General features: G+C 42.3%; 24 protein-coding genes and 2 tRNA genes. 18 read left to right on the top strand and 8 right to left on the bottom strand.

Annotated features, from left to right (window positions below; all coding sequences use genetic code 11):
• Position 1: 1 nt before the first annotated feature.
• Complete coding sequence (locus PSF67_RS14825; RefSeq protein WP_102138225.1) at positions 2–349, top strand: gamma-glutamylcyclotransferase family protein; 348 nt, start codon at positions 2–4, stop codon at positions 347–349.
• 147 nt (positions 350–496) lie between these two features.
• On the opposite strand, the gene ppa is transcribed toward PSF67_RS14825, so the two are convergent.
• Positions 497–1,027: an inorganic diphosphatase gene (gene ppa, locus PSF67_RS14820; protein ID WP_102138224.1), complete on the bottom strand. Its 531-nt coding sequence runs from the start codon at positions 1,025–1,027 to the stop codon at positions 497–499.
• Positions 1,028–1,214: 187 nt separating this feature from the next.
• On the bottom strand, positions 1,215–2,222 hold the full coding sequence (gene fbp, locus PSF67_RS14815) for a class 1 fructose-bisphosphatase (protein WP_102138223.1): 1,008 nt from the start codon (positions 2,220–2,222) through the stop codon (positions 1,215–1,217).
• A 163-nt stretch (positions 2,223–2,385) separates the two neighbouring features.
• On the opposite strand from fbp, the gene mpl reads away from it, so the two are divergent.
• Positions 2,386–3,768, top strand: a complete 1,383-nt coding sequence (mpl, locus tag PSF67_RS14810; RefSeq protein ID WP_166263996.1) for a UDP-N-acetylmuramate:L-alanyl-gamma-D-glutamyl-meso-diaminopimelate ligase — start codon at positions 2,386–2,388, stop codon at positions 3,766–3,768.
• 37 nt (positions 3,769–3,805) lie between these two features.
• On the opposite strand, the gene PSF67_RS14805 is transcribed toward mpl, so the two are convergent.
• Both PSF67_RS14805 and argR read right to left on the bottom strand, forming a co-directional pair.
• Positions 3,806–4,228 carry a DUF6122 family protein gene (locus PSF67_RS14805; RefSeq protein WP_102138221.1) on the bottom strand — a complete coding sequence of 141 codons (423 nt, stop codon included), beginning with the start codon at positions 4,226–4,228 and terminating at the stop codon, positions 3,806–3,808.
• Between the two features lie 86 nt (positions 4,229–4,314).
• Entirely contained in the window at positions 4,315–4,785 is a 471-nt protein-coding gene (gene argR, locus PSF67_RS14800; protein WP_004907450.1) for a transcriptional regulator ArgR, read from the bottom strand.
• A 493-nt stretch (positions 4,786–5,278) separates the two neighbouring features.
• Here argR and mdh point away from each other — a divergent pair, with 493 nt between their 5' ends.
• On the top strand, positions 5,279–6,217 hold the full coding sequence (gene mdh / locus PSF67_RS14795) for a malate dehydrogenase (protein ID WP_004905937.1): 939 nt from the start codon (positions 5,279–5,281) through the stop codon (positions 6,215–6,217).
• Positions 6,218–6,355: 138 nt separating this feature from the next.
• On the opposite strand, the gene PSF67_RS14790 is transcribed toward mdh, so the two are convergent.
• On the bottom strand, positions 6,356–6,628 hold the full coding sequence (locus PSF67_RS14790; protein ID WP_272677225.1) for a helix-turn-helix domain-containing protein: 273 nt from the start codon (positions 6,626–6,628) through the stop codon (positions 6,356–6,358).
• 516 nt (positions 6,629–7,144) lie between these two features.
• Between PSF67_RS14790 and PSF67_RS14785 the strand changes: the two genes are divergently transcribed.
• Entirely contained in the window at positions 7,145–7,492 is a 348-nt protein-coding gene (locus PSF67_RS14785) for a DNA-binding protein (RefSeq protein ID WP_166263998.1), read from the top strand.
• 133 nt (positions 7,493–7,625) lie between these two features.
• Positions 7,626–7,988, top strand: a complete 363-nt coding sequence (locus PSF67_RS14780) for a DNA-binding protein (protein WP_102138218.1) — start codon at positions 7,626–7,628, stop codon at positions 7,986–7,988.
• A 40-nt stretch (positions 7,989–8,028) separates the two neighbouring features.
• Here PSF67_RS14780 and ispB read toward each other — a convergent pair whose 3' ends face one another.
• Positions 8,029–9,000, bottom strand: a complete 972-nt coding sequence (gene ispB, locus PSF67_RS14775; protein ID WP_102138217.1) for an octaprenyl diphosphate synthase — start codon at positions 8,998–9,000, stop codon at positions 8,029–8,031.
• Positions 9,001–9,334: 334 nt separating this feature from the next.
• Between ispB and rplU the strand changes: the two genes are divergently transcribed.
• The 3 genes from rplU to cgtA all read left to right on the top strand — a co-directional run bounded on the left by rplU (position 9,335) and on the right by cgtA (position 11,261).
• Positions 9,335–9,643 (top strand): 50S ribosomal protein L21, encoded by a 309-nt coding sequence (rplU, locus tag PSF67_RS14770; RefSeq protein WP_102138216.1) that lies wholly within the window; start codon positions 9,335–9,337, stop codon positions 9,641–9,643.
• A gap of 19 nt (positions 9,644–9,662) precedes the next feature.
• A complete protein-coding gene (rpmA, locus tag PSF67_RS14765; RefSeq protein WP_004905922.1) occupies positions 9,663–9,920 on the top strand; it encodes a 50S ribosomal protein L27 in 258 nt (85 codons plus the stop codon).
• 165 nt (positions 9,921–10,085) lie between these two features.
• Positions 10,086–11,261, top strand: coding sequence for an Obg family GTPase CgtA (gene cgtA, locus PSF67_RS14760; protein WP_102138215.1), 1,176 nt, complete (start codon positions 10,086–10,088; stop codon positions 11,259–11,261).
• A gap of 76 nt (positions 11,262–11,337) precedes the next feature.
• Here the strand turns inward: cgtA and dacB are convergent, their stop codons facing one another.
• Positions 11,338–12,786 (bottom strand): serine-type D-Ala-D-Ala carboxypeptidase, encoded by a 1,449-nt coding sequence (gene dacB, locus PSF67_RS14755; RefSeq protein WP_166264002.1) that lies wholly within the window; start codon positions 12,784–12,786, stop codon positions 11,338–11,340.
• 244 nt (positions 12,787–13,030) lie between these two features.
• Here dacB and greA point away from each other — a divergent pair, with 244 nt between their 5' ends.
• Complete coding sequence (greA, locus tag PSF67_RS14750) at positions 13,031–13,507, top strand: transcription elongation factor GreA (protein ID WP_004905916.1); 477 nt, start codon at positions 13,031–13,033, stop codon at positions 13,505–13,507.
• Positions 13,508–13,625: 118 nt separating this feature from the next.
• On the opposite strand, the gene yhbY is transcribed toward greA, so the two are convergent.
• A complete protein-coding gene (gene yhbY / locus PSF67_RS14745; protein ID WP_004905914.1) occupies positions 13,626–13,919 on the bottom strand; it encodes a ribosome assembly RNA-binding protein YhbY in 294 nt (97 codons plus the stop codon).
• A 135-nt stretch (positions 13,920–14,054) separates the two neighbouring features.
• Between yhbY and rlmE the strand changes: the two genes are divergently transcribed.
• From rlmE to nusA, 9 genes are all read left to right on the top strand, one after another.
• Positions 14,055–14,684, top strand: coding sequence for a 23S rRNA (uridine(2552)-2'-O)-methyltransferase RlmE (gene rlmE / locus PSF67_RS14740; protein WP_102138213.1), 630 nt, complete (start codon positions 14,055–14,057; stop codon positions 14,682–14,684).
• A 57-nt stretch (positions 14,685–14,741) separates the two neighbouring features.
• Positions 14,742–16,748, top strand: coding sequence for an ATP-dependent zinc metalloprotease FtsH (ftsH, locus tag PSF67_RS14735; RefSeq protein ID WP_102138212.1), 2,007 nt, complete (start codon positions 14,742–14,744; stop codon positions 16,746–16,748).
• A gap of 66 nt (positions 16,749–16,814) precedes the next feature.
• Positions 16,815–17,651 carry a dihydropteroate synthase gene (gene folP, locus PSF67_RS14730; protein ID WP_272677223.1) on the top strand — a complete coding sequence of 279 codons (837 nt, stop codon included), beginning with the start codon at positions 16,815–16,817 and terminating at the stop codon, positions 17,649–17,651.
• 4 nt (positions 17,652–17,655) lie between these two features.
• Positions 17,656–18,993, top strand: a complete 1,338-nt coding sequence (gene glmM / locus PSF67_RS14725) for a phosphoglucosamine mutase (RefSeq protein WP_166264004.1) — start codon at positions 17,656–17,658, stop codon at positions 18,991–18,993.
• Between the two features lie 220 nt (positions 18,994–19,213).
• A complete protein-coding gene (gene secG / locus PSF67_RS14720; protein WP_004905902.1) occupies positions 19,214–19,558 on the top strand; it encodes a preprotein translocase subunit SecG in 345 nt (114 codons plus the stop codon).
• Positions 19,559–19,673: 115 nt separating this feature from the next.
• Positions 19,674–19,763 (top strand) — tRNA-Leu (locus tag PSF67_RS14715).
• A 59-nt stretch (positions 19,764–19,822) separates the two neighbouring features.
• Positions 19,823–19,899: transfer RNA gene (locus tag PSF67_RS14710), tRNA-Met, on the top strand.
• A 252-nt stretch (positions 19,900–20,151) separates the two neighbouring features.
• Entirely contained in the window at positions 20,152–20,604 is a 453-nt protein-coding gene (rimP, locus tag PSF67_RS14705) for a ribosome maturation factor RimP (protein WP_036958775.1), read from the top strand.
• A gap of 23 nt (positions 20,605–20,627) precedes the next feature.
• Positions 20,628–22,136 (top strand): transcription termination factor NusA, encoded by a 1,509-nt coding sequence (gene nusA, locus PSF67_RS14700; RefSeq protein WP_004905898.1) that lies wholly within the window; start codon positions 20,628–20,630, stop codon positions 22,134–22,136.
• Positions 22,137–22,139 lie beyond the last annotated feature (3 nt).

The following is a 22,139-nucleotide window of genomic DNA, read 5'->3' as shown; positions in this document are numbered from 1 at the left end:
TATGCGTGTAATTGTTTATGGTAGCTTAAGACAAAAGCAAGGAAATCATCATTGGATGACTTATGCTCAGCTACTCGGTGAGCATAAGCTAGAAGGCTATGAACTGTATGATCTTGGATATTATCCAGCGGTTGTCAAAGGGGATGGGGTGATAGAGTGCGAAGTTTATCGAATCAACCCGTCAATTTTGACTGAATTAGATGAGCTAAAGAAAAATTCTCAAGACTATGTACGAGAGCTTATCCCAACGCCGTATGGCAACGCTTGGATTTATCTGTATAAACATTCGGTTGATGGTCTACGTCAAATAAAAAGTGGCGACTGGCTGAAACGTGATGAAGAAGTATAACGATTTAATAGTCGCTATCGAGTTGTAAAAATATAAAACGCCAGCAATGATAGCTGGCGTTTTTACTTTATGGCCTAATCAACATGTTAGAGCCCATAAAAAAGCGCTGATATTAACCAGCGCTTTCATTATGCCCTTAAAGGGAGATTATTTTTTTGCAGCGCGTTCGAAAGATTCGATGATCTCTGCTTTTGCAGATGCTGCATCTTCCCAACCATCAACTTTAACCCATTTACCTTTTTCTAAATCTTTGTAATGTTCAAAGAAATGAGTAATTTGAGCACGCAGTAATTCTGGCAGGTCGTTCACATCTTTGATGTGATCGTATTCTTTGCTTAATTTTGTGTGCGGAACAGCAACTAATTTTGCATCTTCACCAGACTCGTCAGTCATTTTCAGGACGCCAACAGGGCGGCAACGGATGACTGAGCCTGGTTGTAATGGGTATGGAGTTGGAACTAATACGTCAACTGGGTCGCCATCTAAAGACAGGGTGTTGTTGATGTAACCATAGTTGCATGGATAGAACATCGCTGTTGACATGAAACGGTCTACAAACAGCGCACCAGAGTCTTTATCAACTTCATATTTGATAGGATCTGCGTTCGCTGGGATTTCGATGATAACATAGATATCTTCTGGCAGATCTTTACCTGCCGGTACATTGTTCAGGCCCATTTAAATGTATCCTTTGTGTGAATAATGAATTTACTCATTTTAATTTGTTGCCGCTTTTAGGCAAATCAAATAATAGAGTAGATAGCGTGGGGGACATTATAGCCGTAAAAGGGGGCAAAACTCACTAGTTGGTGAAAAAAAGGAACAAAAAAGGCGGGAAACCCCGCCTTATAATTAATAAATTGGGTTATTCCGAGTCAGGGAATTCACGCATAAATGATTCGGCTTTCTCTACCATCGACTCCGTTCCGACAAAAAACGGTGCACGTTGGTGTAATTCGCTAGGAATAATATCTAAGATACGATTAGCCCCATCGCTAGCTTTACCACCGGCTTGTTCTGCTAAAAATGCAATTGGGTTGCATTCGTACAGAAGGCGCAATTTTCCATTTGGATGGCTTGCTGTACTCGGGTAAATATAAATTCCCCCTTTGAGCAAGTTACGATGGAAATCTGCAACCAAAGAACCGATATAACGAGTGGTATACGGGCGATTTGTTGCTTTATCTTCTTCTTGGCAATATTTAATGTACTTTTTAACGCCCATCGGGAACCTGATATAGTTTCCTTCGTTGATGGAGTACATTTTCCCTTCTGATGGGAACATCACTTTTTCATGAGATAAGCAGAAAACGCCCAATGATGGGTCGTAAGTAAACGCGTGTACACCAACACCCGTGGTGTAAACTAACATCGTTGATGAACCATAAACCACGTAGCCCGCAGCCACTTGGCGGTTACCTGGTTGCAGGAAATCAGCTTCTGTAACCGGTTGGCCAATTGGCGTGATACGATGATAGATTGAGAAAATTGTTCCAACGGAAACGTTTACATCGATGTTCGAAGAACCATCAAGTGGGTCCATTAAAACAACATATTTTGCGTTTTCTGCACGGTCTCCTTCGAAAATGACAATTTCGTCTTCTTCTTCAGAGGCGATACCGGCGACTTCTCCGCGTGCTTTTAAAGCCGCTTTCAGTTTTTCGTTAGCATACAGGTCAAGCTTCATCTGAACTTCACCTTGAATATTCGAAACACCGTTAGTGCCAAGAATATCGACAAGTCCAGCTTTATTAATATCACGATGGATAATTTTAGCGCCCAGTTTGATAGCTGATAATAAAGAAGTCAGCTCACCTGTTGCATGAGGAAAATCTTGTTGCTTTTCGACGATGAATTCGCCTAATGTTTTCATGACGAAGGTCCTGAATAAAATTGACAGAGGTTTTGCGGGGCATTTACCCTCGCGCGGGGAGAGTTTAACTAAATAAAAAAAAGATTAATAGGTTAATGCATTTATAAACCTGTTTTTGATGGGTAGAATAGTGACCAACCTCATGCTAATTGGATGAAAAAGAATGCACATACATATTTTAGGTATATGCGGTACCTTTATGGGAAGCTTAGCAATATTGGCTCGTTCTTTAGGGCATAAAGTGACGGGTTCGGATGACAATGTGTATCCACCGATGAGCACATTACTTGAAAATCAAGGGATTGAACTCATTCAGGGGTTTGATCCGGCTCAGCTTGACCCAATACCGGATATGGTAGTGATCGGTAATGCAATGACGCGCGGTAACCCTTGTGTCGAAGCTGTGTTAGAAAGAGGTTTGCCGTATACATCTGGCCCGCAGTGGCTTCATGACCATGTGTTACCCGAACGTTGGGTACTGGCCGTGGCGGGAACCCATGGTAAAACGACTACCGCGGGGATGCTTGCGTGGATCTTAGAAGAGTGCGGTTACAAGCCCGGTTTTCTTATCGGTGGTGTTCCGGGTAACTTTGATGTCTCCGCTAAGATTGGCGAAAGTCCGTTTTTTGTTATCGAGGCGGATGAATATGACTGTGCATTTTTCGATAAACGTTCTAAATTTGTTCATTACAGCCCGAAAACCTTGGTATTGAACAACCTTGAATTCGACCATGCGGATATCTTTGAAAACCTCGAAGCGATTCAAAAACAGTTCCATCACCTTGTACGCATTGTGCCAGCGAGTGGCAAAATTTTCACACCAGACAACGATAATCATTTAAAACAAGTGATTGGAATGGGCTGCTGGAGTGAACAAGAGCTGGTGGGGGGGGAGCATGGTGGATGGCAAGCAGAGAAGCTAAGCCACGATGGCAGCCACTTTGCCGTGTACTACCAACAAGAAAAAGTGGGTGAAGTCACTTGGTCACAAGTGGGTAACCACAATATCCAAAATGCATTGATGGCGATTGCTGCGGCTCACCATGTAGGAGTCCCAGTAAAAGAAGCTTGCCTTGCCTTGAATGGCTTTATCAATGCACGCCGTCGCCTTGAGTTACGTGGTGTTGAAAATGGCGTTAGTGTTTACGATGACTTCGCACATCACCCAACGGCTATTTTGGCAACGTTAGAAGCACTTCGCAGCAAAGTTGGCGGAACTTCACGTATTCTTGCAGTGCTCGAGCCTCGTTCGAATACCATGAAAATGGGAGTCAATAAAAATGATATTGCGCCTGCGCTAGGCCGTGCAGATGAAGTGTTTCTGTTCCAACCGGCCAATATCCCTTGGATGGTGACGGATATTGCTGAAAAATGTGTTCAACCCGCCCGTTGGAGTGCAGATATTGAGGCATTCACCAATATGATTATTGAAACCGCACAACCGGGTGACCATATTTTGGTGATGAGCAATGGTGGCTTTAGCGGCATTCATGGCAAATTGCTCGCAGCTTTGAAGGCGAAAGCAGAAACAGAGCAAGATGATTAGATTCTCTTAGCTAGCTATTTGATAACCCCAGTGATCCTTATGATTGCTGGGTTTTTTTTATGTTTGGCATACTCAATGGGCACTGTTCTATGACGAGACTTAATGTTATTGGGCTATTCATCTCTTTTTTTAAACTTCCCATATAGCAATCTAGCGAATCTGTGAAAAGGTGGAACAAGCAGCCAACCGCAATCGCTTTGAGTTTCCATGATGGCATGAATAGTAACACCACATAAACAACCGCAGCCCAAAAGGAATGAAGTGGGTGGAACCCAATACCACAGCGTTCTGGGTCAAAAATAGGGTCAGCTAGCAGATGATCTAAATCGATAGCCATCGTGGCTATCATGATCAGGGCAGCGAGTTTCCAATTTTTTCGCCAAAATAGGTAACCAAAGGCAATTGGCATCAGAAAGTGAAAGCCGTAGTGTATGAAGTTGCGGAAAATATCAAATAACAAAATGATGTCTCAAAATCGAATAGAAACAGACAAAAACAATAAGAGGGAAATCGAATTTCCCTCTTATTCTAATGTATATCAATAGATTAAAGCTCTTGTTCAAATAACGCTAAAATCGCTTCATACAACTCTTTTGTGGTGAAATTGTTGGCTGGCGTTGAGAAGATAGTATCATCACCAGCAATACTACCTAAAATTCCTTCTGCTTTACCTAATGAATCTAATAAACGTGCAATAAGCTGTGCAGCACCTGGACTCGTTCTGATCACGACAACAGAAGGGTTGTAGTCTATATCCAAAACTAAGTTTTTGAGTGGGCTGGTGGCGGTAGGGACACCAGGCTCTGTCGGTAGGCAATATACCATTTCCATTTTTGCATTACGGGTGCGAACAGCACCAAATTTGGTTAGCATTCTGGAAATTTTTGATTGGTTAATATTTTCGAAGCCTTCTTCTTGCAAAGCCGTGACAATTTCAGCTTGCGAGCTAAATTTTTCTTCTTTAAGTAGGGCTTTAAAAGCCTTAACCAAGTCTTCTTGTTTAGACGGAGTGCGCATAATCAACCCATTCTTTTGCATTGAATTAAGCTGTATTATCCGTAAAAGTGCATTTTTATGCAACAAAATTGCGTTATGATGAGTTTATAACCAGCGAATAACTTAAAGTTAAGCAATTTCGTTTTAGGCTGGTAGTTAGAAGTATTAATTTATCGTAAATTGTGAAAATGAAAAATTAGCATAATAGAGCAATGAATTTTTCAGATATTCGTTGTAAATTTATTGTTAATAAAAATATTTTTGATTGAAAAATATACACAGAAAACAACTTATTGTGCGAAATGCAATACCCAGAAAAACTATTTGTTAAAAAAGTGCCCGTTATCTCATTAACAGATAAGGAATTTGTTTAGAATACTGGCAATTAATAAACAAGTTCTCTTGCGTTAAACTCTCTCTCTATCTGTTAACAAATTGTTTTTTATACGTAATGTGTTAAGTGTATAACAAATAAAGTGATATCTTTTTAAAGTACAAATTAAGGAGTTTCAGAATGAAAGTTGCAGTCCTAGGTGCAGCAGGTGGTATCGGTCAGGCTCTCGCCCTTCTTCTCAAAAACCAGCTCCCAGCAGGTTCAGAACTCTCCCTCTACGACATCGCACCAGTCACTCCAGGTGTTGCTGCTGACTTAAGCCATATCCCTACTGATGTTAAAGTGACAGGCTTTGCTGGCGAAGATGCAAAACCTGCATTAAAAGGTGCTGACATTGTCCTTATTTCTGCGGGTGTTGCACGTAAACCAGGTATGGACCGTTCTGACTTATTTAACATCAATGCGGGTATCGTCCGTAATCTGATCCAACAAATTGCTGAAACTTGCCCTAAAGCATTGATTGGTATCATCACTAACCCAGTGAATACCACTGTTGCTATCGCTGCTGAAGTCCTGAAAAAAGCAGGCGTTTACGATAAAAACCGTTTATTCGGTGTGACGACATTAGATATCATCCGTTCTAATACATTTGTTGCTGAACTAAAAGGCAAAAATGTTAATGACCTCGAAGTGCCTGTGATTGGTGGCCACTCTGGTGTGACTATCCTGCCACTGTTATCTCAAATTGAAGGTGTTAGCTTCACTGACGAAGAAGTCGCAGCGTTAACTAAGCGTATTCAAAATGCAGGTACAGAAGTCGTTGAAGCGAAAGCGGGTGGCGGGTCTGCAACTTTATCTATGGGCCAAGCAGCTGCACGTTTAGGTTTATCTTTAATTCGTGGTTTGCAAGGTGAAAGCAATGTGGTTGAATGTGTTTACACCGAAGGTGATGGTGAACATGCTCGCTTCTTTGCACAACCCGTTGTTTTAGGCAAAAACGGTATCGAAAAACATTTACCAATCGGTAAATTAAGTGCATTTGAAGAGAAAGCACTGAAAGACATGCTAGATGTATTAAAAGCAGATATCGAATTAGGTGAAAAATTTATTAATGGCTAATGCCAGTTAACACTTTTCCTAATTGTAAAGGGTTGAGTTTCGTTTAGAGCTCAACCTTTTTTATTGGGTTGCCATCAAAAGATAAGGCCGTGAATATATTGATTATTCACGGCCTTATATCTATATCCCATACAATTTTTAATCTTCCACTGGTGCCTTTTCTCTGACTTTTCTTTCTAATAAATCCCCTGTAATTGGGTCGTAATAACGACTTGGCCAAATTTCAGCTGGGTGAATGGCTAAGAAATTTGCAATGATCCATTCCCCTTTAGGCCAAGGGCGTGATAGCGCATTTGCTAACGTTGAAGAGCTTAGCCCTGCCTCGCGTGAAATTGCGGCAAGGGTTGTCCCACGTTTACGTAAAGCAGCAATGATATCTGCAGGGGGCCAGTCCGATTTCCGTAAAATCATTTTTTAGTCCTTTTTTCACTTAGAATCATGTAGAGTTAGTGGTACGAGTAACAGAAAATTATGGTACAGTCAGTACATCCGTTTAGTTATTGGAAATAAAATAACAGAAATTTCCCAAAATAATTTCTGATTTTTTCTTAAAAATTCATTTTATGAAACTGTCGTGGTTTTTATGAAATTAAATGGAAAGTCAGAATGAAGAACTGTGAATTAGGATAAAGCTTTGTTATTAAAACTAACTCTTTCTAGTTAGGGAGAGGAATGACATATTTAATGCTACTTTTTACTTGTACTCATAATATATCTAGATTAGTTAATAAAATTAGTTAAATTATTAGCGAGTAAATTATTTAATTGTCTGTTATTAAAAGAAATTAGAATTCTAATAACAAATATGATTTGTATATTATTATTTATAGGTATAAATAAAACGAATAGATTAATGAAGTTTTGAGAAAATAGAGATAGTTTTCAACAACTGGAAATCGAATTGTCATCATGACTAGGAGGGTCAGCATGTACAAGGAATGGCTAACGGCAAAAGAGTTGGTTGGGTTACAAGGGCTTCCCATGACAACTCAAGGCATTAATGCCATGGCAAGGCGTGAAAACTGGGTAAGTCGCAAAAGACGAGGTATTCAAGGCAAAGCCTTGGAATACCATATAAGTTCTTTACCTATCGATATTTTTGAAAGCCAGTTTGCTAACGAAACTTCACCACTTTATCAAGTAAAACGAAATGATAATGCCTTTATTTGGCAGGAAGCTTATAACCAGCTTTCCAATGATGAACGAGACATTATCCTGACATTTATTATGCGCGAAGGGGCACTAGCGCTAATTAATTTAATTAATAATAAGTAATTTACAATTACTTAAGATGTAAATAATTAATATATAAAAATAATATTATATTGAATTAAAAAAAAATTTTTAACAGATGACATTTTAGTAAAGCTGCAAAAGCAGGTTTCATAATACAAGTGTGAAGTGAAAAATGAAAAAATTGTGGTTCACTGCCAAAGAATTAGCTGGGTTAGAAGGACTCCCGACATCTCCTCAGGGAATTAACCTAATGGCAAGACGAGAAGGCTGGAAAAACCGCCGTAAAAGAGGGGTACAGGGTAAAGCTGTTGAGTATTATTTTGAAAGCTTACCGGGGGAAATCCAAGGGCAACTTAGCCTGCATGAGCCTTCGGTAACTTACCAAAGCCAAAGAACAGATGCATTGCAAATTTGGTCGGAAGCGTATTACCAACTGACAGAGTCTGAGCGCAATAAAATAGTGAAATATATCCTGCGTTACGGTTTGTCGTCACTGCTTGCTCAAATCGATGAAGAAGACAAAGGGGAAAAATAACGTTTCCCCTTTTCTTGATCTGCTTTGTCTTTTCTAGTGACTAAGAATGGCGTTGAATTGCGATATAAGCTAAGCCGATCAATGCATCTTTATAAATTGAATCTTCAATTACATTCAAGGCATCAATCGCTTTTTGTGCTTCTTCTTGGGCTCTTGCATAGGTATATTCAAGGGAACCACAGCGTTTCATGGTTGCCAGAACCGTATCTAACAGATGGCGCCCATTGCCTTGCTCAATCGCTTGGCGGATCAACGCGGATTCTTCTTCATTACCATTTTGCATTGCGTGAAGTAGGGGAAGTGTAGGTTTACCTTCATCTAAATCATCACCCGTATTTTTCCCTAATTGAGCGTTGTCTGCATCATAATCGAGAAGATCGTCAATTAACTGAAAAGCTGTACCAATATAGCGACCATAATCTTGTAGCGCTTTTTCTTGTGCCGGTGTTGCATTAGCTAAAATAGCAGATGCGTGAGCGGCCGCTTCAAAAAGACGTGCGGTTTTACTGTAGATCACTTGCATGTAGTTTTCTTCAGTAATATTGGGATCATTGCAGTTCATCAGCTGTAAAACTTCCCCTTCAGCGATCACATTCGTCGCTTCAGACATCAGTTTTAGCACCCGCATTGAATCGAGATCCGTCATCATCTGGAATGATCGAGTGTAAATAAAATCACCCACGAGGACACTCGCTGCATTACCAAAAACAGCATTTGCAGTTTGTTTTCCACGACGCATATCGGACTCATCAACGACGTCATCATGTAGCAGCGTTGCGGTATGAATGAACTCGATCAACGCTGCAACTTGGGTATGTTTATGACCCGAGTAGCCTAAAGATCGACCTGCAAGCACTGCGATCATCGGCCGGATCCTTTTACCGCCACCACTGACGATGTAATAACCAAGCTGGTTAATTAGTGCAACATCTGAATTCAATTGACTGAGGATGGCTTCGTTTACCGCTGACATATCCTCAGTTGTCAGTTCAATAATAGATTCTAAATTCATTGTAATTTATTCATATTATTAGTTTTTGGTTCATTCCCGAAATAAAAAAATGGGAGACCGATAGAACAGTTATCTTTCTAGCATAACATTATTAATTATAAGATTATCAGGTGTGATGCAAAAAATGTTTAAATAAGTAACAATTGAGTGAATAGGCGCTAAATCAATGCTCAAAAACGGTTATTGAGAAAAAAGTCGTATTTTTTGTCATCTAACCGCATTATTGGCTTGTGTTCTGATGCTTTTTTGCGTAGAATTCGCGCCCTATTGTGAATATTTTATAGCGTACTCTGGAATTGAAATATTTAACGGGTGCGCGGAAAGCGGAGTTAATATGTACGCGGTTTTCCAAAGTGGTGGTAAACAACACCGAGTTAGCGAAGGTCAAACTGTCCGCCTAGAAAAGCTGGACATCGCAACAGGTGAAACTGTTGAATTTGATCAAGTTCTGATGGTTGCTAATGGCGATGAGATCCAAATCGGTGCTCCTATCGTTGAAGGCGTTAAAGTGAAAGCGGAAGTGGTTGCACACGGTCGTGGCGAAAAAGTTAAAATCGTCAAGTTCCGTCGTCGTAAACATAGCCGTAAACAACAGGGTCATCGTCAGTGGTTCACTGATGTTAAGATCACTGTCATCGCTTAAGATTTAGGAGAGCAGATTAATGGCACACAAAAAGGCTGGTGGTTCGACTCGTAACGGTCGTGACTCAGAAGCAAAACGTTTAGGTGTTAAACGTTTTGGTGGTGAAGCTGTATTAGCAGGTAGCATCATCGTTCGTCAACGTGGTACTAAGTTCCACGCAGGTAACAACGTAGGTTGTGGCCGTGACCACACTCTGTTCGCATTAGCGGACGGTAAAGTTAAATTTGAAGTTAAAGGTCCAAACAATCGTAAATTTATCAGCATCGAAGCTGAATAAGTTTTCTGACCTTTAATTCAGAATTAAAGCCCTGCAAAAACCTTTTGCGGGGCTTTTTATATTCAGATATTTGATCTTTAATGAACTACACACGAATTAAAGATGCACCATCTCTGAGTAGAACAGCCATCCAGCGTTATGCGGCTCAGAAGCGGAGAGAGAATTATGAAATTTGTAGATGAAGCCAAAATATTGGTCGTGGCAGGAGATGGTGGCAATGGTTGTGTCAGCTTCCGCCGTGAAAAATACATCCCTAAAGGGGGACCGGACGGTGGTGACGGTGGCGATGGTGGGGACGTTTACTTACAAGCAGACGAAAACCTCAACACGTTAATCGATTACCGTTTTGAAAAATCCTTTCGTGCAGAGCGCGGCCAGAATGGCCAAAGCCGTGAATGTACAGGTAAACGTGGTCAAGATATCACAGTTAAAGTGCCCGTAGGAACGCGTGTACGCGATTTAGGGACTAACGAAGTACTTTGTGATATGACGCGCCACGAACAACGTCATATGGTCGCTAAAGGCGGTTTCCATGGGCTTGGAAATACCCGTTTTAAATCTTCAGTAAATCGTGCTCCACGTCAACGTACAATGGGGACAAAAGGGGAAACTCGCGAAATACTGTTAGAGTTGATGCTGTTAGCGGATGTGGGCATGCTTGGTATGCCAAATGCGGGTAAATCAACATTTATTCGTTCAGTATCAGCCGCCAAACCAAAAGTTGCAGATTATCCCTTTACCACTTTAGTCCCAAGCTTGGGTGTGGTGCGTATGGATAACGAACAAAGCTTTGTGGTTGCGGATATACCCGGGTTGATCGAAGGTGCGGCTGAAGGCGCAGGTCTTGGGATCCAATTCCTGAAACACTTAGAGCGTTGTCGTGTCTTACTTCACTTGGTTGATATTTGCCCTATTGATGAGTCTGATCCTGTCGAAAATGCGAAGATCATCATTGGTGAGTTAGAAAAATACAGTGAAAAACTGGCAGCAAAACCACGTTGGTTAGTCTTCAATAAGATTGATATCTTAGGTGAAGAGGGATCAGCACAGCGCGCAGCAGAAATTGCCAAAGCAATGGGCTGGGAAGATAAATTCTATATGATTTCCGCAGTTAACCACGAAGGTGTGAAAGCACTGTGTTGGGATATCATGGAATTTATGAATACTCAACCACGTGATATGGCAACGACTGAAGATACACAGCAACCTGAGAAAGTTGAATTCATGTGGGATGACTACCACAAAGAACAACTTTCAGGTACTGAAGATTTTGATGATGACTGGGATGACGATTGGGATGAAGATGACGACGAAGGTGTCGAAATCATTTATCAAAAATAGTTTATCTTAAAAATGTAAAAAGGCGCGAAAGCGCCTTTTACATTTCTAAACCCACGTATGTCTAAACCGCGTATGATCAGTTTTTCTGATACAGATCTTTATACAGACGGCTTTCAAATCGTACTAATGGTACTCGACGAGTACGCTGCTGGTTTTGTGGTACCGCATAAGCAGAGATAAATTGCACAAAAGCCACACGTTGGCCACTGGCGGTTGTGATAAAACCAGCGAGGTTATAGACCCCTTGTAGTGCTCCCGTTTTGGCGGAAACTTTACCATTTACACCAGCCTCATCAAAACCACCACGGTAACGCAAAGTGCCATCATGGCCGGCAAGTGGAAGCATAGAAATAAAATCGAGTTGTTGATCATTTTTTGCGATAAACTGCAAAACTTCCATCATCGTTGCTGGGGTGATCAAGTTATGGCGGGACAAACCAGATCCATCAACCATTACGGTATTGCCAAGGTCGATCCCTGCTTTTTGCTTCAGCACTTGTTTTACCGCATCGGATCCTGAACGCCAAGTCCCTGGAACACCATAATATTCCCGACCGATAGTACGAAAAACAGTATCCGCTATCATATTATCGGATTTTTTTAGCATCACTTTTAGCAAGTCATGCAGTGGTTTAGATTCAGTTTTGACTAACACCTGTGATTGAGGTGCTGGAAATGTGCGTTTTTTCACATGGCCAGTAAGCTCAATACCCGCGGTGGTTAACTCATTTTTGACAATCGCCCCTGAGTAACTCGCTCCATTTTGCACCGCAAAGGCAAGTGGCAAGGGCTCACTGCGTTGAGTTAAGCAACCTGTTAGGGTGTAGCGGTTCAGTTCACCAGGAACGACATCAAGCTCGCAATAGCGTGCTTCTGGGGAGCCTTTAGCTAGTGTTTTGACTTCGCTGAACATATTGACAGGGTAAAAACTAGCCGCCTTAATGAATGCATAATCTCCTGCTTTTTCAGCGGGGTAAAGAGAAACTGAAAAACAGTTACGGTCAATAATAGCAGCAGCAGGCGGCGCACTAAAACATTGGGTCATGTCATTCCAAACCCAACCTGGTGCTTTGTCATGGCTAGTAAAAGCAGAAATATCAACAACCAGATCGCCATCAACTTTATGGATCCCAAGCTGCTTTAATGCATTAGCCATATTACGAATTTGTTGGCGGGTTAGTGTTGGGTCACCACTGAAACGGATCACTAAATCGCCAGTCAATGTGTTGTTGCTAAGTTTTGCATCAGTTTCAAAATTGGTGACAAAACGGTAGTCTGGCCCCAGTTGTAACAGGGCGGCAAGAGCGGTCACAACCTTTTGCGTACTTGCAGGTAATGCCATTTGCTGCGCATTATAATCAATTAATGGGGTGCTACTTCCCACTTTTTGCGCGACCAGAGCAAGGTTAGTGCCATCAGGTAAATATTGTTTGTACTCATCAATAGGAATAGCTAGAGCTTGCGCACTGGCTAAGGTTATTCCTAAAGAGATTATCCATTTTCTGGTTAAAGTTAATAATGACATATATTTCACGCATTAGGGTGGACATATAATACATACTAAAGTGTAATGCCTAAGAAAGTAAACGGTGACCCGTTATTAAGTCTCAGTTAAAATAGCGTACATTATGATAAGATAAATGAGTACATAAGTCTGATTGCGTTTTTTTACTAGAACACCCTCGTTTTACGCAGGTGTTCGGTGTACTGTTGTTACAAAATCAGGAAGATACTTGTTTTTAGATAGGATTGAACCGAGGTATTTATTAATGAAACAGATCCCGATGACGGTACTTGGTGCGGATAAGCTAAGAGAAGAGCTTGAATTCCTTAAATCTGTCCGTCGCCCAGAAATTATTGCATCTATTGCAGAAGCGCGTGAGCACGGTGACTTAAAAGAAAATGCAGAATATCATGCAGCACGTGAGCAACAAGGTTTCTGTGAGGGCCGTATTCAAGAAATTGAAGGTAAACTTTCTCACGCTCAAGTGATCGATGTCACTAAAATGGTTAATAACGGTCGCGTTATCTTTGGCGCAACAGTAACAGTATTGAATGTTGATACTGACGAAGAGCTAACGTATCGTATTGTTGGTGATGACGAAGCCGATATTAAGATCAATCTGATTTCTGTGAACTCACCGATAGCACGTGGCTTAGTGGGTAAAGAAGTTGATGATGCGGTCTCGATTAAAACCCCAGGTGGCGATGTCGAGTTCGAAATTCTTAAAGTTGAGTATATCTGATTCCTATTTGCCTGAATTGGTTATATTATTTCCCTGATTTAAAGAAAAAGGCCGCAGGCGGCCTTTTTCACCATATAAAACATGCTTTCAATGGCATTTTTATATAAATGATGAGGGATTATTTAGGTAAAATGATTTTGCGGTCTGCCGAAGGACGGTAGATAACAAGAATTTTACCGATGATTTGTACATTTACTGCACCAGTTTCGCGAACAATCGCATCAGCGATCAAATTTTTAGTATCACGGTCTTCGCCTGCGATCTTGACTTTGATAAGCTCATGATGCGCTAATGAGAGTTCAATCTCAGCTAAAACACCTTCGGTTAAACCATTGTTGCCGATCATAACAACAGGGTTTAAATGGTGAGCGAGACTTTTTAGGTGCTGAATTTGTTTTTTATTAAGATTCATTGATTTTTTGCTTGGTTAGTATTGAAAATGGCTTATTCTACCGCCATCTGATATCTATCACCATCAATTATATCTTTTTGATGGTAAAGAAGCAGCAAGTTAGGTGAAGTTCTTTTAGTATAGTTGGAAAGCACAATGGCCAATAAAAAACGTTCGGCAAGCTCAAGTCGCTGGTTGCAAGAGCATTTTAGTGATAAATATGTTCAGCAAGCACAAAAAAAAGGGCTGCGCTCACGTGCATGGTTTAAGCTGGAGGAAATCCAGCAAGGTGATAAAATTTTTAAACCAGGTATGACCGTTGTTGATTTAGGAGCAGCCCCTGGTGGTTGGTCGCAATACGTTGTTAGCCAAATAGGTCATAATGGGCGGGTTATTGCTTGTGACTTATTGCCGATGGACCCAATCGTTGGTGTTGATTTCCTGCAAGGGGATTTTCGCGACGAAGCCGTTCTCGCCGCTTTGTTAGAACGCGTTGGCGACAAAAAAGTACAGGTGGTCATGTCTGACATGGCGCCAAATATGAGTGGGACACCAGCGGTTGATATTCCTCGCTCTATGTATCTAGTTGAATTAGCATTGGATATGTGCCGTTCTGTATTGGCACCTGGGGGAAGTTTCATTGTTAAAGTGTTTCAGGGAGAAGGCTTTGACGATTACCTTAGGGATATCCGCTCCCTGTTTACGAAAGTAAAAGTTCGTAAACCTGAATCTTCGCGGGCACGATCGCGTGAAGTATACATTGTAGCGACAGGGCTAAAACTATAGTACCCTGAGCGTTATTTGTTAACACAGTTGTAATATGAGGTTAATCCCTTGAGTGACATGGCGAAAAACCTGATTCTCTGGTTAGTCATCGCAGTTGTTCTGATGTCCTTGTTCCAGAGTTTTGGCCCAAGCGATTCGAATAGTCGCAGAGTTGATTATTCAACGTTTATCAATGAGTTAGCCCAGGATCAGGTACGTGAAGTTCGTATCACCGGTCGTGAACTGAACGTCAGAAAGGCTGATAATAGCCGCTATACAACTTATCTTCCTATGCAGGATGAGAAGCTGTTAGACACTATGCTGAATAAGCATGTGACGGTTGTTGGTGAACCACCAGAAGAACCAAGCTTACTGACATCTATTTTTATTTCCTGGTTCCCAATGCTTCTGTTGATTGGTGTCTGGATTTTCTTCATGCGCCAGATGCAAGGCGGTGGCGGCAAGGGGGCAATGTCATTTGGCAAAAGTAAAGCCCGCATGCTGACAGAAGATCAGATCAAAACAACATTTGCAGACGTTGCTGGGTGTGATGAAGCCAAAGAAGAAGTGGGCGAAATCGTAGAGTTTCTGCGTGAACCTGCTCGTTTCCAAAAACTTGGCGGTAAAATTCCAAAAGGCGTCCTGATGGTAGGGCCTCCAGGAACAGGTAAAACATTACTGGCAAAAGCTATCGCTGGTGAGGCAAAAGTGCCATTCTTCACCATTTCCGGTTCTGACTTTGTGGAAATGTTTGTGGGGGTGGGTGCTTCTCGTGTTCGTGACATGTTCGAACAAGCGAAAAAAGCAGCGCCTTGTATCATCTTTATTGATGAGATCGATGCGGTAGGTCGTCAACGTGGTGCAGGTCTTGGTGGTGGTCACGATGAGCGTGAACAAACACTGAACCAAATGCTGGTTGAGATGGACGGTTTCGAAGGTAACGAGGGTATCATTGTTATCGCAGCAACTAACCGTGCTGACGTACTTGACCCTGCCTTATTACGTCCAGGTCGTTTTGACCGTCAGGTAGTCGTTGGCTTACCAGACGTTCGTGGCCGTGAACAAATTCTGAAAGTGCATATGCGTCGTGTACCTATCGACCCAAGCGTGGATACTTTCATTCTTGCACGTGCAACTCCGGGTTTCTCGGGTGCTGAATTGGCAAACTTGGTTAACGAAGCCGCATTATTTGCAGCACGTGCAAATATGCGTGTCGTTTCCATGGTGGAATTTGAAAAAGCGCGTGACAAAATTTGGATGGGTGCAGAGCGTCGTTCTCTGATGATGACCGAAGAGCAAAAAGAATCAACGGCTTACCATGAAGGTGGTCATATGATTATCGGTCATTTAATGCCAGAGCATGACCCTGTTCACAAGGTTACAATTGTTCCACGTGGCCAAGCGCTGGGTGTGGCATTCTTCTTACCTGAAGGTGATGAAGTTAGCCGTAGCCGCTTGAAACTCGAAGGTATGATTGCGACAGCTTATGCGGGTCGTATTGCGGAAGAGTTGATTTATGGTCGTGAAAAAGTCACTACAGGGGCTTCTTCCGATATTCAGTTCGCAACCAATACTGCACGTAACATGGTAACGCAATGGGGCTTCTCAGACCGTTTAGGTCCAATGCAATACTCGAAAGAAGAAGGTCCTGCGTTCTTAGGTCGTTCTTCAGGTAATGGTTCTGGAATTTCTGATGAAACAGCACGTATTGTTGATGAAGAAATTAAGAAAATTTTAGACCATTGCTACCAACTGGCTTACAAAACACTGGAAGACAATATCGATATTCTGCATGCAACGAAAGATGCATTGCTGAAATATGAAACTATCGATATGCCAATGATTGATGATTTAATGAATCGTCGTCCAGTTCGTGAGCCTGCAGGTTGGGATGAAGACAAAAAAGTCAGTAATGTGACAGGTACATTTGGTAAAGGTGCAGCAAACGCAGCTGAAAAACCTCAATCTGAAGAACCGAAAAACAGTACTGAAGAACCAAGTAAGACAGATAATAGTCATACAGATAATAGTAATAATGCTGATGAATCAAACCCATCAGACAATAACGACAGCAAGCCACAATAAGCGGTCGTGAAATAAAATACGAAGACCCCAGTTCGCTGGGGTTTTTTTCGTTAAGGAAAAATAACAATGCAGATCAAAGCGAGAGGCAGTGCCCTTGACTTATCAACACCTAAGGTGATGGGGATTTTGAATGTTACTCCTGATTCATTTTCAGATGGTGGCACTCATAATCGTTATCAGGATGCGCTTGAACATGTGGCCAAAATGGTTCAACACGGTGCGGCTATCATTGATATCGGAGGTGAATCAACCCGTCCTGGCGCTGCCGAAGTCTCTGTGAATGAGGAACTTGATAGAGTTATCCCTGTGGTTGAAGCGATAGCGCAACGTTTTGATGTGTGGGTTTCAGTCGATACATCTAAAGCACAAGTTATGGCAGAAGCTGCAAATGCAGGTATGCATATCATCAATGATATTCGCTCGCTTCATGAGCCGGATGCATTAGAAGTCGCTGCGAAAACAGGTTTACCCGTGTGTATTATGCATATGCAAGGTCAGCCAAGAACGATGCAAGAAGCACCGAATTATGAAAACGTGGTGCGTGAAGTAAAAGACTATCTTAACGCTGAAATCACCCGATGCGTGACGGCCGGGATTGATAGACAGCAAATTATCCTTGATCCAGGCTTTGGCTTTGGCAAAAACTTGTCGCATAATTACCAGTTATTGGCAAACTTAGAACAATTTCATAATTTCGGACTACCGCTATTGGCAGGGATGTCACGTAAATCTATGATTGGACAATTATTGAATGTTCCACCACAAGAACGCCTCGCAGGCAGCCTAACTTGTGCAGTGATTGCTGCGATGCAAGGGGCACACATCATTCGAGTTCATGATGTCAAAGAAACCGTGCAAGCGATGCAAGTGGTACAGATGACTCTGTCAGAAAAGGAAAAATAAGCGTATGAGCGACCGTAAATATTTTGGTACTGATGGTATTCGTGGCAAAGTGGGCGATAGCCCAATTACCCCTGATTTTGTTTTAAAATTAGGTTGGGCGGCAGGGAAAGTCCTTGCACGTCATGGCTCACGTAAAATTATTATTGGTAAAGATACGCGTATTTCTGGCTATATGTTGGAATCCTCTTTAGAAGCAGGCTTAGCAGCTGCAGGTCTATCTGCATCTTTCACAGGCCCAATGCCAACCCCTGCAGTCGCTTATTTAACACGCACTTTCCGTGCAGAAGCGGGGATTGTGATTTCCGCATCTCATAACCCTTATTATGATAATGGGATCAAATTCTTCTCAATTGATGGAACTAAGCTGCCTGATGAAGTAGAAGAAGCCATTGAAGCTGAAATGGAAAAGCCGATTACCTGCGTTGAGTCAGCAGAGTTAGGTCGTGCAAACCGCATAGTCGATGCTGCAGGCCGTTATATTGAGTTCTGTAAAGGAACGTTCCCAAGCGAACAAAGCCTGTCTAGCTTAAAAATCGTCATTGACTGTGCTAACGGGGCTACTTATCACATCGCACCAAATGTGTTTCGTGAATTAGGGGCTGAAGTCATCACTATTGGTTGCGATCCGAACGGGATTAACATCAATGAAGAATGTGGTGCAACGGATGTACGTCAGTTACAACAAAAAGTATTAGAAGAAAAAGCCCACGTCGGTTTAGCATTTGATGGTGATGGCGACCGCATTATTATGGTCGACCACCTCGGTGAAAAAGTTGATGGTGACCAAATTCTCTTTATTATTGCTCGTGAAGCGCTACGCCAAGGTCAGCTTAAAGGTGGCGTTATCGGAACCTTGATGAGTAATATGGGGTTAGAAATCGCCCTAAAACAGCTAGGAATTCCTTTTGAGCGTGCAAAAGTGGGCGACCGCTATGTGCTCGAAAAACTACAGGAAAAAGGCTGGCGCATGGGGGCTGAAAACTCAGGTCACGTGATTTTATTAGATAAAACGACTACCGGTGACGGGATTGTAGCGGGCTTGCAAGTATTAAGTGCAATGGTACGTAACCACATGAGCCTACACGACTTATGTAGTGGTATGAAATTATTGCCTCAAGTGCTAGTTAATGTTCGTTTCAAAGGCCAACACGATCCACTACAGAGTGATGCGGTAGTTGCTGCGAACGAAGAAGTTGAAAAACAATTGGCAGGAAAAGGCCGTGTGTTACTGAGAAAATCAGGAACAGAACCGTTAATCCGTGTCATGGTTGAAGGAGAAAACGAAGCTGATGTGACTGCAATGGCAAACCGCATTGCTGATGCCGTAAAAGCAGCTGGCTAAGTTGTTATTGGTGAAGCTGAGCAATATTTTGATGATTTGTTGTTTTTTTCTGCAAATAATCAAATGGAGTCAAAATAGACTTGCTTGTCTGCTCAGCTTTGGTTAGTATTCGCACCTGCTCAATCCCGTAAGAGTGTTTCTTCGCGGTCGAAATGAGTAGGTGTGCAGTGATAAAGGTCATAGCATTACGCTATGCACCGCAACTGAATAGGTAACTCAAATGTATGTAGCTCTTTTAATTATATTCTTGCTAGCGGCTATCGGGCTTATTGGTCTGATCATGTTACAGCAAGGTAAAGGTGCTGACATGGGAGCTTCATTCGGTGCGGGCGCTTCTGCAACACTGTTTGGTTCATCGGGTTCAGGTAACTTCATGACCCGTATGACTGGGATCTTGGCTGCTGTGTTTTTCATCATCAGTTTAATACTTGGCAATATGACTGCCAACAAGTACGGAACTGGTAGTGGTAGTAAGTGGGAAAACATTAGTGAACCTACTAAAGTCGAGCAACCAACAGACGTTCCGGCAGCACCAGCTACACCAACGAGCGATATCCCTCGTTAAGTGTGAAAGATTCCGAATGAAGGCAACTAATGCCATCATTAAGTAGTAAGCTCAGCGATGAGTGAGAAATTAAAATTTGAGGTTATTGATTAAGTATTGATAACCTCGCCTCAGTGCCGAGGTGGTGAAATTGGTATACACGCTACCTTGAGGTGGTAGTGCCTACAAAACGGGCGTACGGGTTCAAGTCCCGTCCTCGGCACCATTATTTTAGATAGCTTGTGATTTACAGGTTATCCGTGTAGAATATGACACGTTTTCGAACGCGGGATGGAGCAGCTTGGTAGCTCGTCGGGCTCATAACCCGAAGGTCGTCGGTTCAAATCCGGCTCCCGCAACCATTTCTTATTCAACATACCTTGTCAGTATCGTAGTCTATAGTAGTTATCCGGTGTAGTAATCAAGTGCAGTTATCTAACAGCTCTCAAAATTTCTCATCGATTTCTCTAGATTTTACAGGTATAATAAGAATATGGTGAACCCGTGCACTACAGGGTCCAGTTGCATAAAGCCCCGAATTTCGGGGTTTTTTGTTATTTGACAATCGAATTAACTGGGCTTTTATAGCCCTTTTTTTATGTCTGGGGGTGGGCTTGTCCACATTAGAACAGAAATTAACAGAGATGATCTCAGCACCTGTGGAGGCGCTAGGCTTTGAATTTGTAGGCTTAGAGTTTGTCCGTGGCCGTACATCAACACTGCGTGTCTTCATTGATAGTGAAGAAGGCATCACTGTTGATGATTGTGCTGATGTCAGCCATCAGGTCAGTGCAGTATTGGACGTTGAAGATCCAATTTCTGTCATTTATAACCTGGAAATATCGTCACCAGGGCTTGAGCGTCCATTATTCACCATTGCGCATTACGAGCGTTTTATGGGGGAAGAGGTGGCATTGACTTTGCGTATAGCAATGCAGAACCGCCGTAAGTGGCAAGGAATTATTAAGGCCATAGACGGTGAAATGATTACGGTTACTGTAGATGGTAAGGATGAGGTGTTCGCCCTCGGCAACATCCAGAAAGCTAACTTGGTACCCCACTTTTAATAAAGTTCAATGAGGCAACTAGGATGAATAAAGAAATTCTGGCTGTTGTAGAAGCGGTTTCTAACGAAAAATCCCTCCCTCGTGAAAAAATCTTCGAGGCTCTGGAAACTGCATTAGCGACGGCGACTAAAAAGAAATACGAGCAAGAAATTGATGTCCGTGTGGAAATTGACCGTAAATCAGGTGATTTCGACACGTTCCGTCGTTGGTTAATTGTGGAAGAAGTCACAATGCCAACACGTGAAATTACGTTGGAAGCGGCTCAATACGAAGATCCAGCGCTGCAGCTTGGAGAGTACGTCGAAGACCAAATCGAGTCTGTTGTATTTGACCGTATTACCACTCAAACAGCTAAACAAGTTATCGTACAGAAAGTTCGTGAAGCAGAACGTGCGATGGTTGTTGACCAATTCCGTGAGCAACAAGGTGAAATCATCACTGCTCAGGTAAAAAAAGTTAATCGTGAAAATATCACGTTAGATTTAGGCAATAACGCTGAAGCCGTTATTCTGCGTGAAGATATGTTGCCACGTGAAAACTTCCGTCCAGGTGACCGTATCCGCGGAGTCCTGTATGATGTTCGTCCTGAAGCACGCGGCGCACAGCTTTTTGTTACGCGTTCTCGCCCTGAAATGTTGATTGAATTATTCCGCATTGAAGTGCCAGAAATCGGCGAAGAAATTATTGAAATCAAAGCCGCTGCCCGTGATCCAGGTTCTCGTGCAAAAATCGCAGTTAAAACTAATGACAAGCGTATCGACCCAGTTGGTGCTTGTGTTGGTATGCGTGGTGCACGTGTTCAAGCCGTTTCTAGTGAACTAGGCGGCGAAAGAATTGATATTGTGTTATGGGATGATAACCCAGCTCAGTTCGTTATTAATGCTATGGCTCCGGCTGATGTTGCATCTATTGTCGTCGATGAAGACAAATGTACGATGGATGTTGCCGTAGAAAGTAGTAATTTGGCACAAGCCATTGGGCGTAACGGTCAAAACGTGCGTCTGGCAGCTCAATTACTGAAAAAACACCGTGGTGATGACAAATGGGAATTAAATGTCATGACCGCAGAAGAGCTCAATGCAAAACATCAGGCAGAAGCACATGCTTCTATTGATACATTCACCAAGCATCTTGATATTGATGAAGAGTTTGCCACTGCACTTGTTGAAGAAGGCTTCTCGACGTTAGAAGAACTGGCTTACGTGCCTATTAATGAACTTCTGGAAATTGATGGTCTTGACGAAGAGACTGTTGAAGTTCTACGTGAAAGAGCGAAAGCGGCCCTCACCACAATAGAATTGGCTCAAAAAGAGAGCCTAGGTGATAATCAGCCAGCAGAAGATTTATTGAATCTTGAAGGTATGGATCGTACTCTTGCCTATAATTTGGCTACTCGTGGAATCTGTACACTGGAAGATCTTGCTGAGCAGGGCATCGACGACCTGATTGATATTGAAGGTCTGGATGATGAGAAAGCAGGTACGCTCATCATGGCCGCACGTAATATTTGCTGGTTCGGTAACGATGCGTAAACA

Source organism: Providencia sp. PROV076, assembly GCF_028483405.1.
GTDB classification, from domain to species: Bacteria; Pseudomonadota; Gammaproteobacteria; order Enterobacterales; family Enterobacteriaceae; genus Providencia; species Providencia huaxiensis.
The sequence above is the reverse complement of the archived record's forward strand: the minus strand, read 5'-3'. Positions and strand labels throughout refer to the sequence as shown.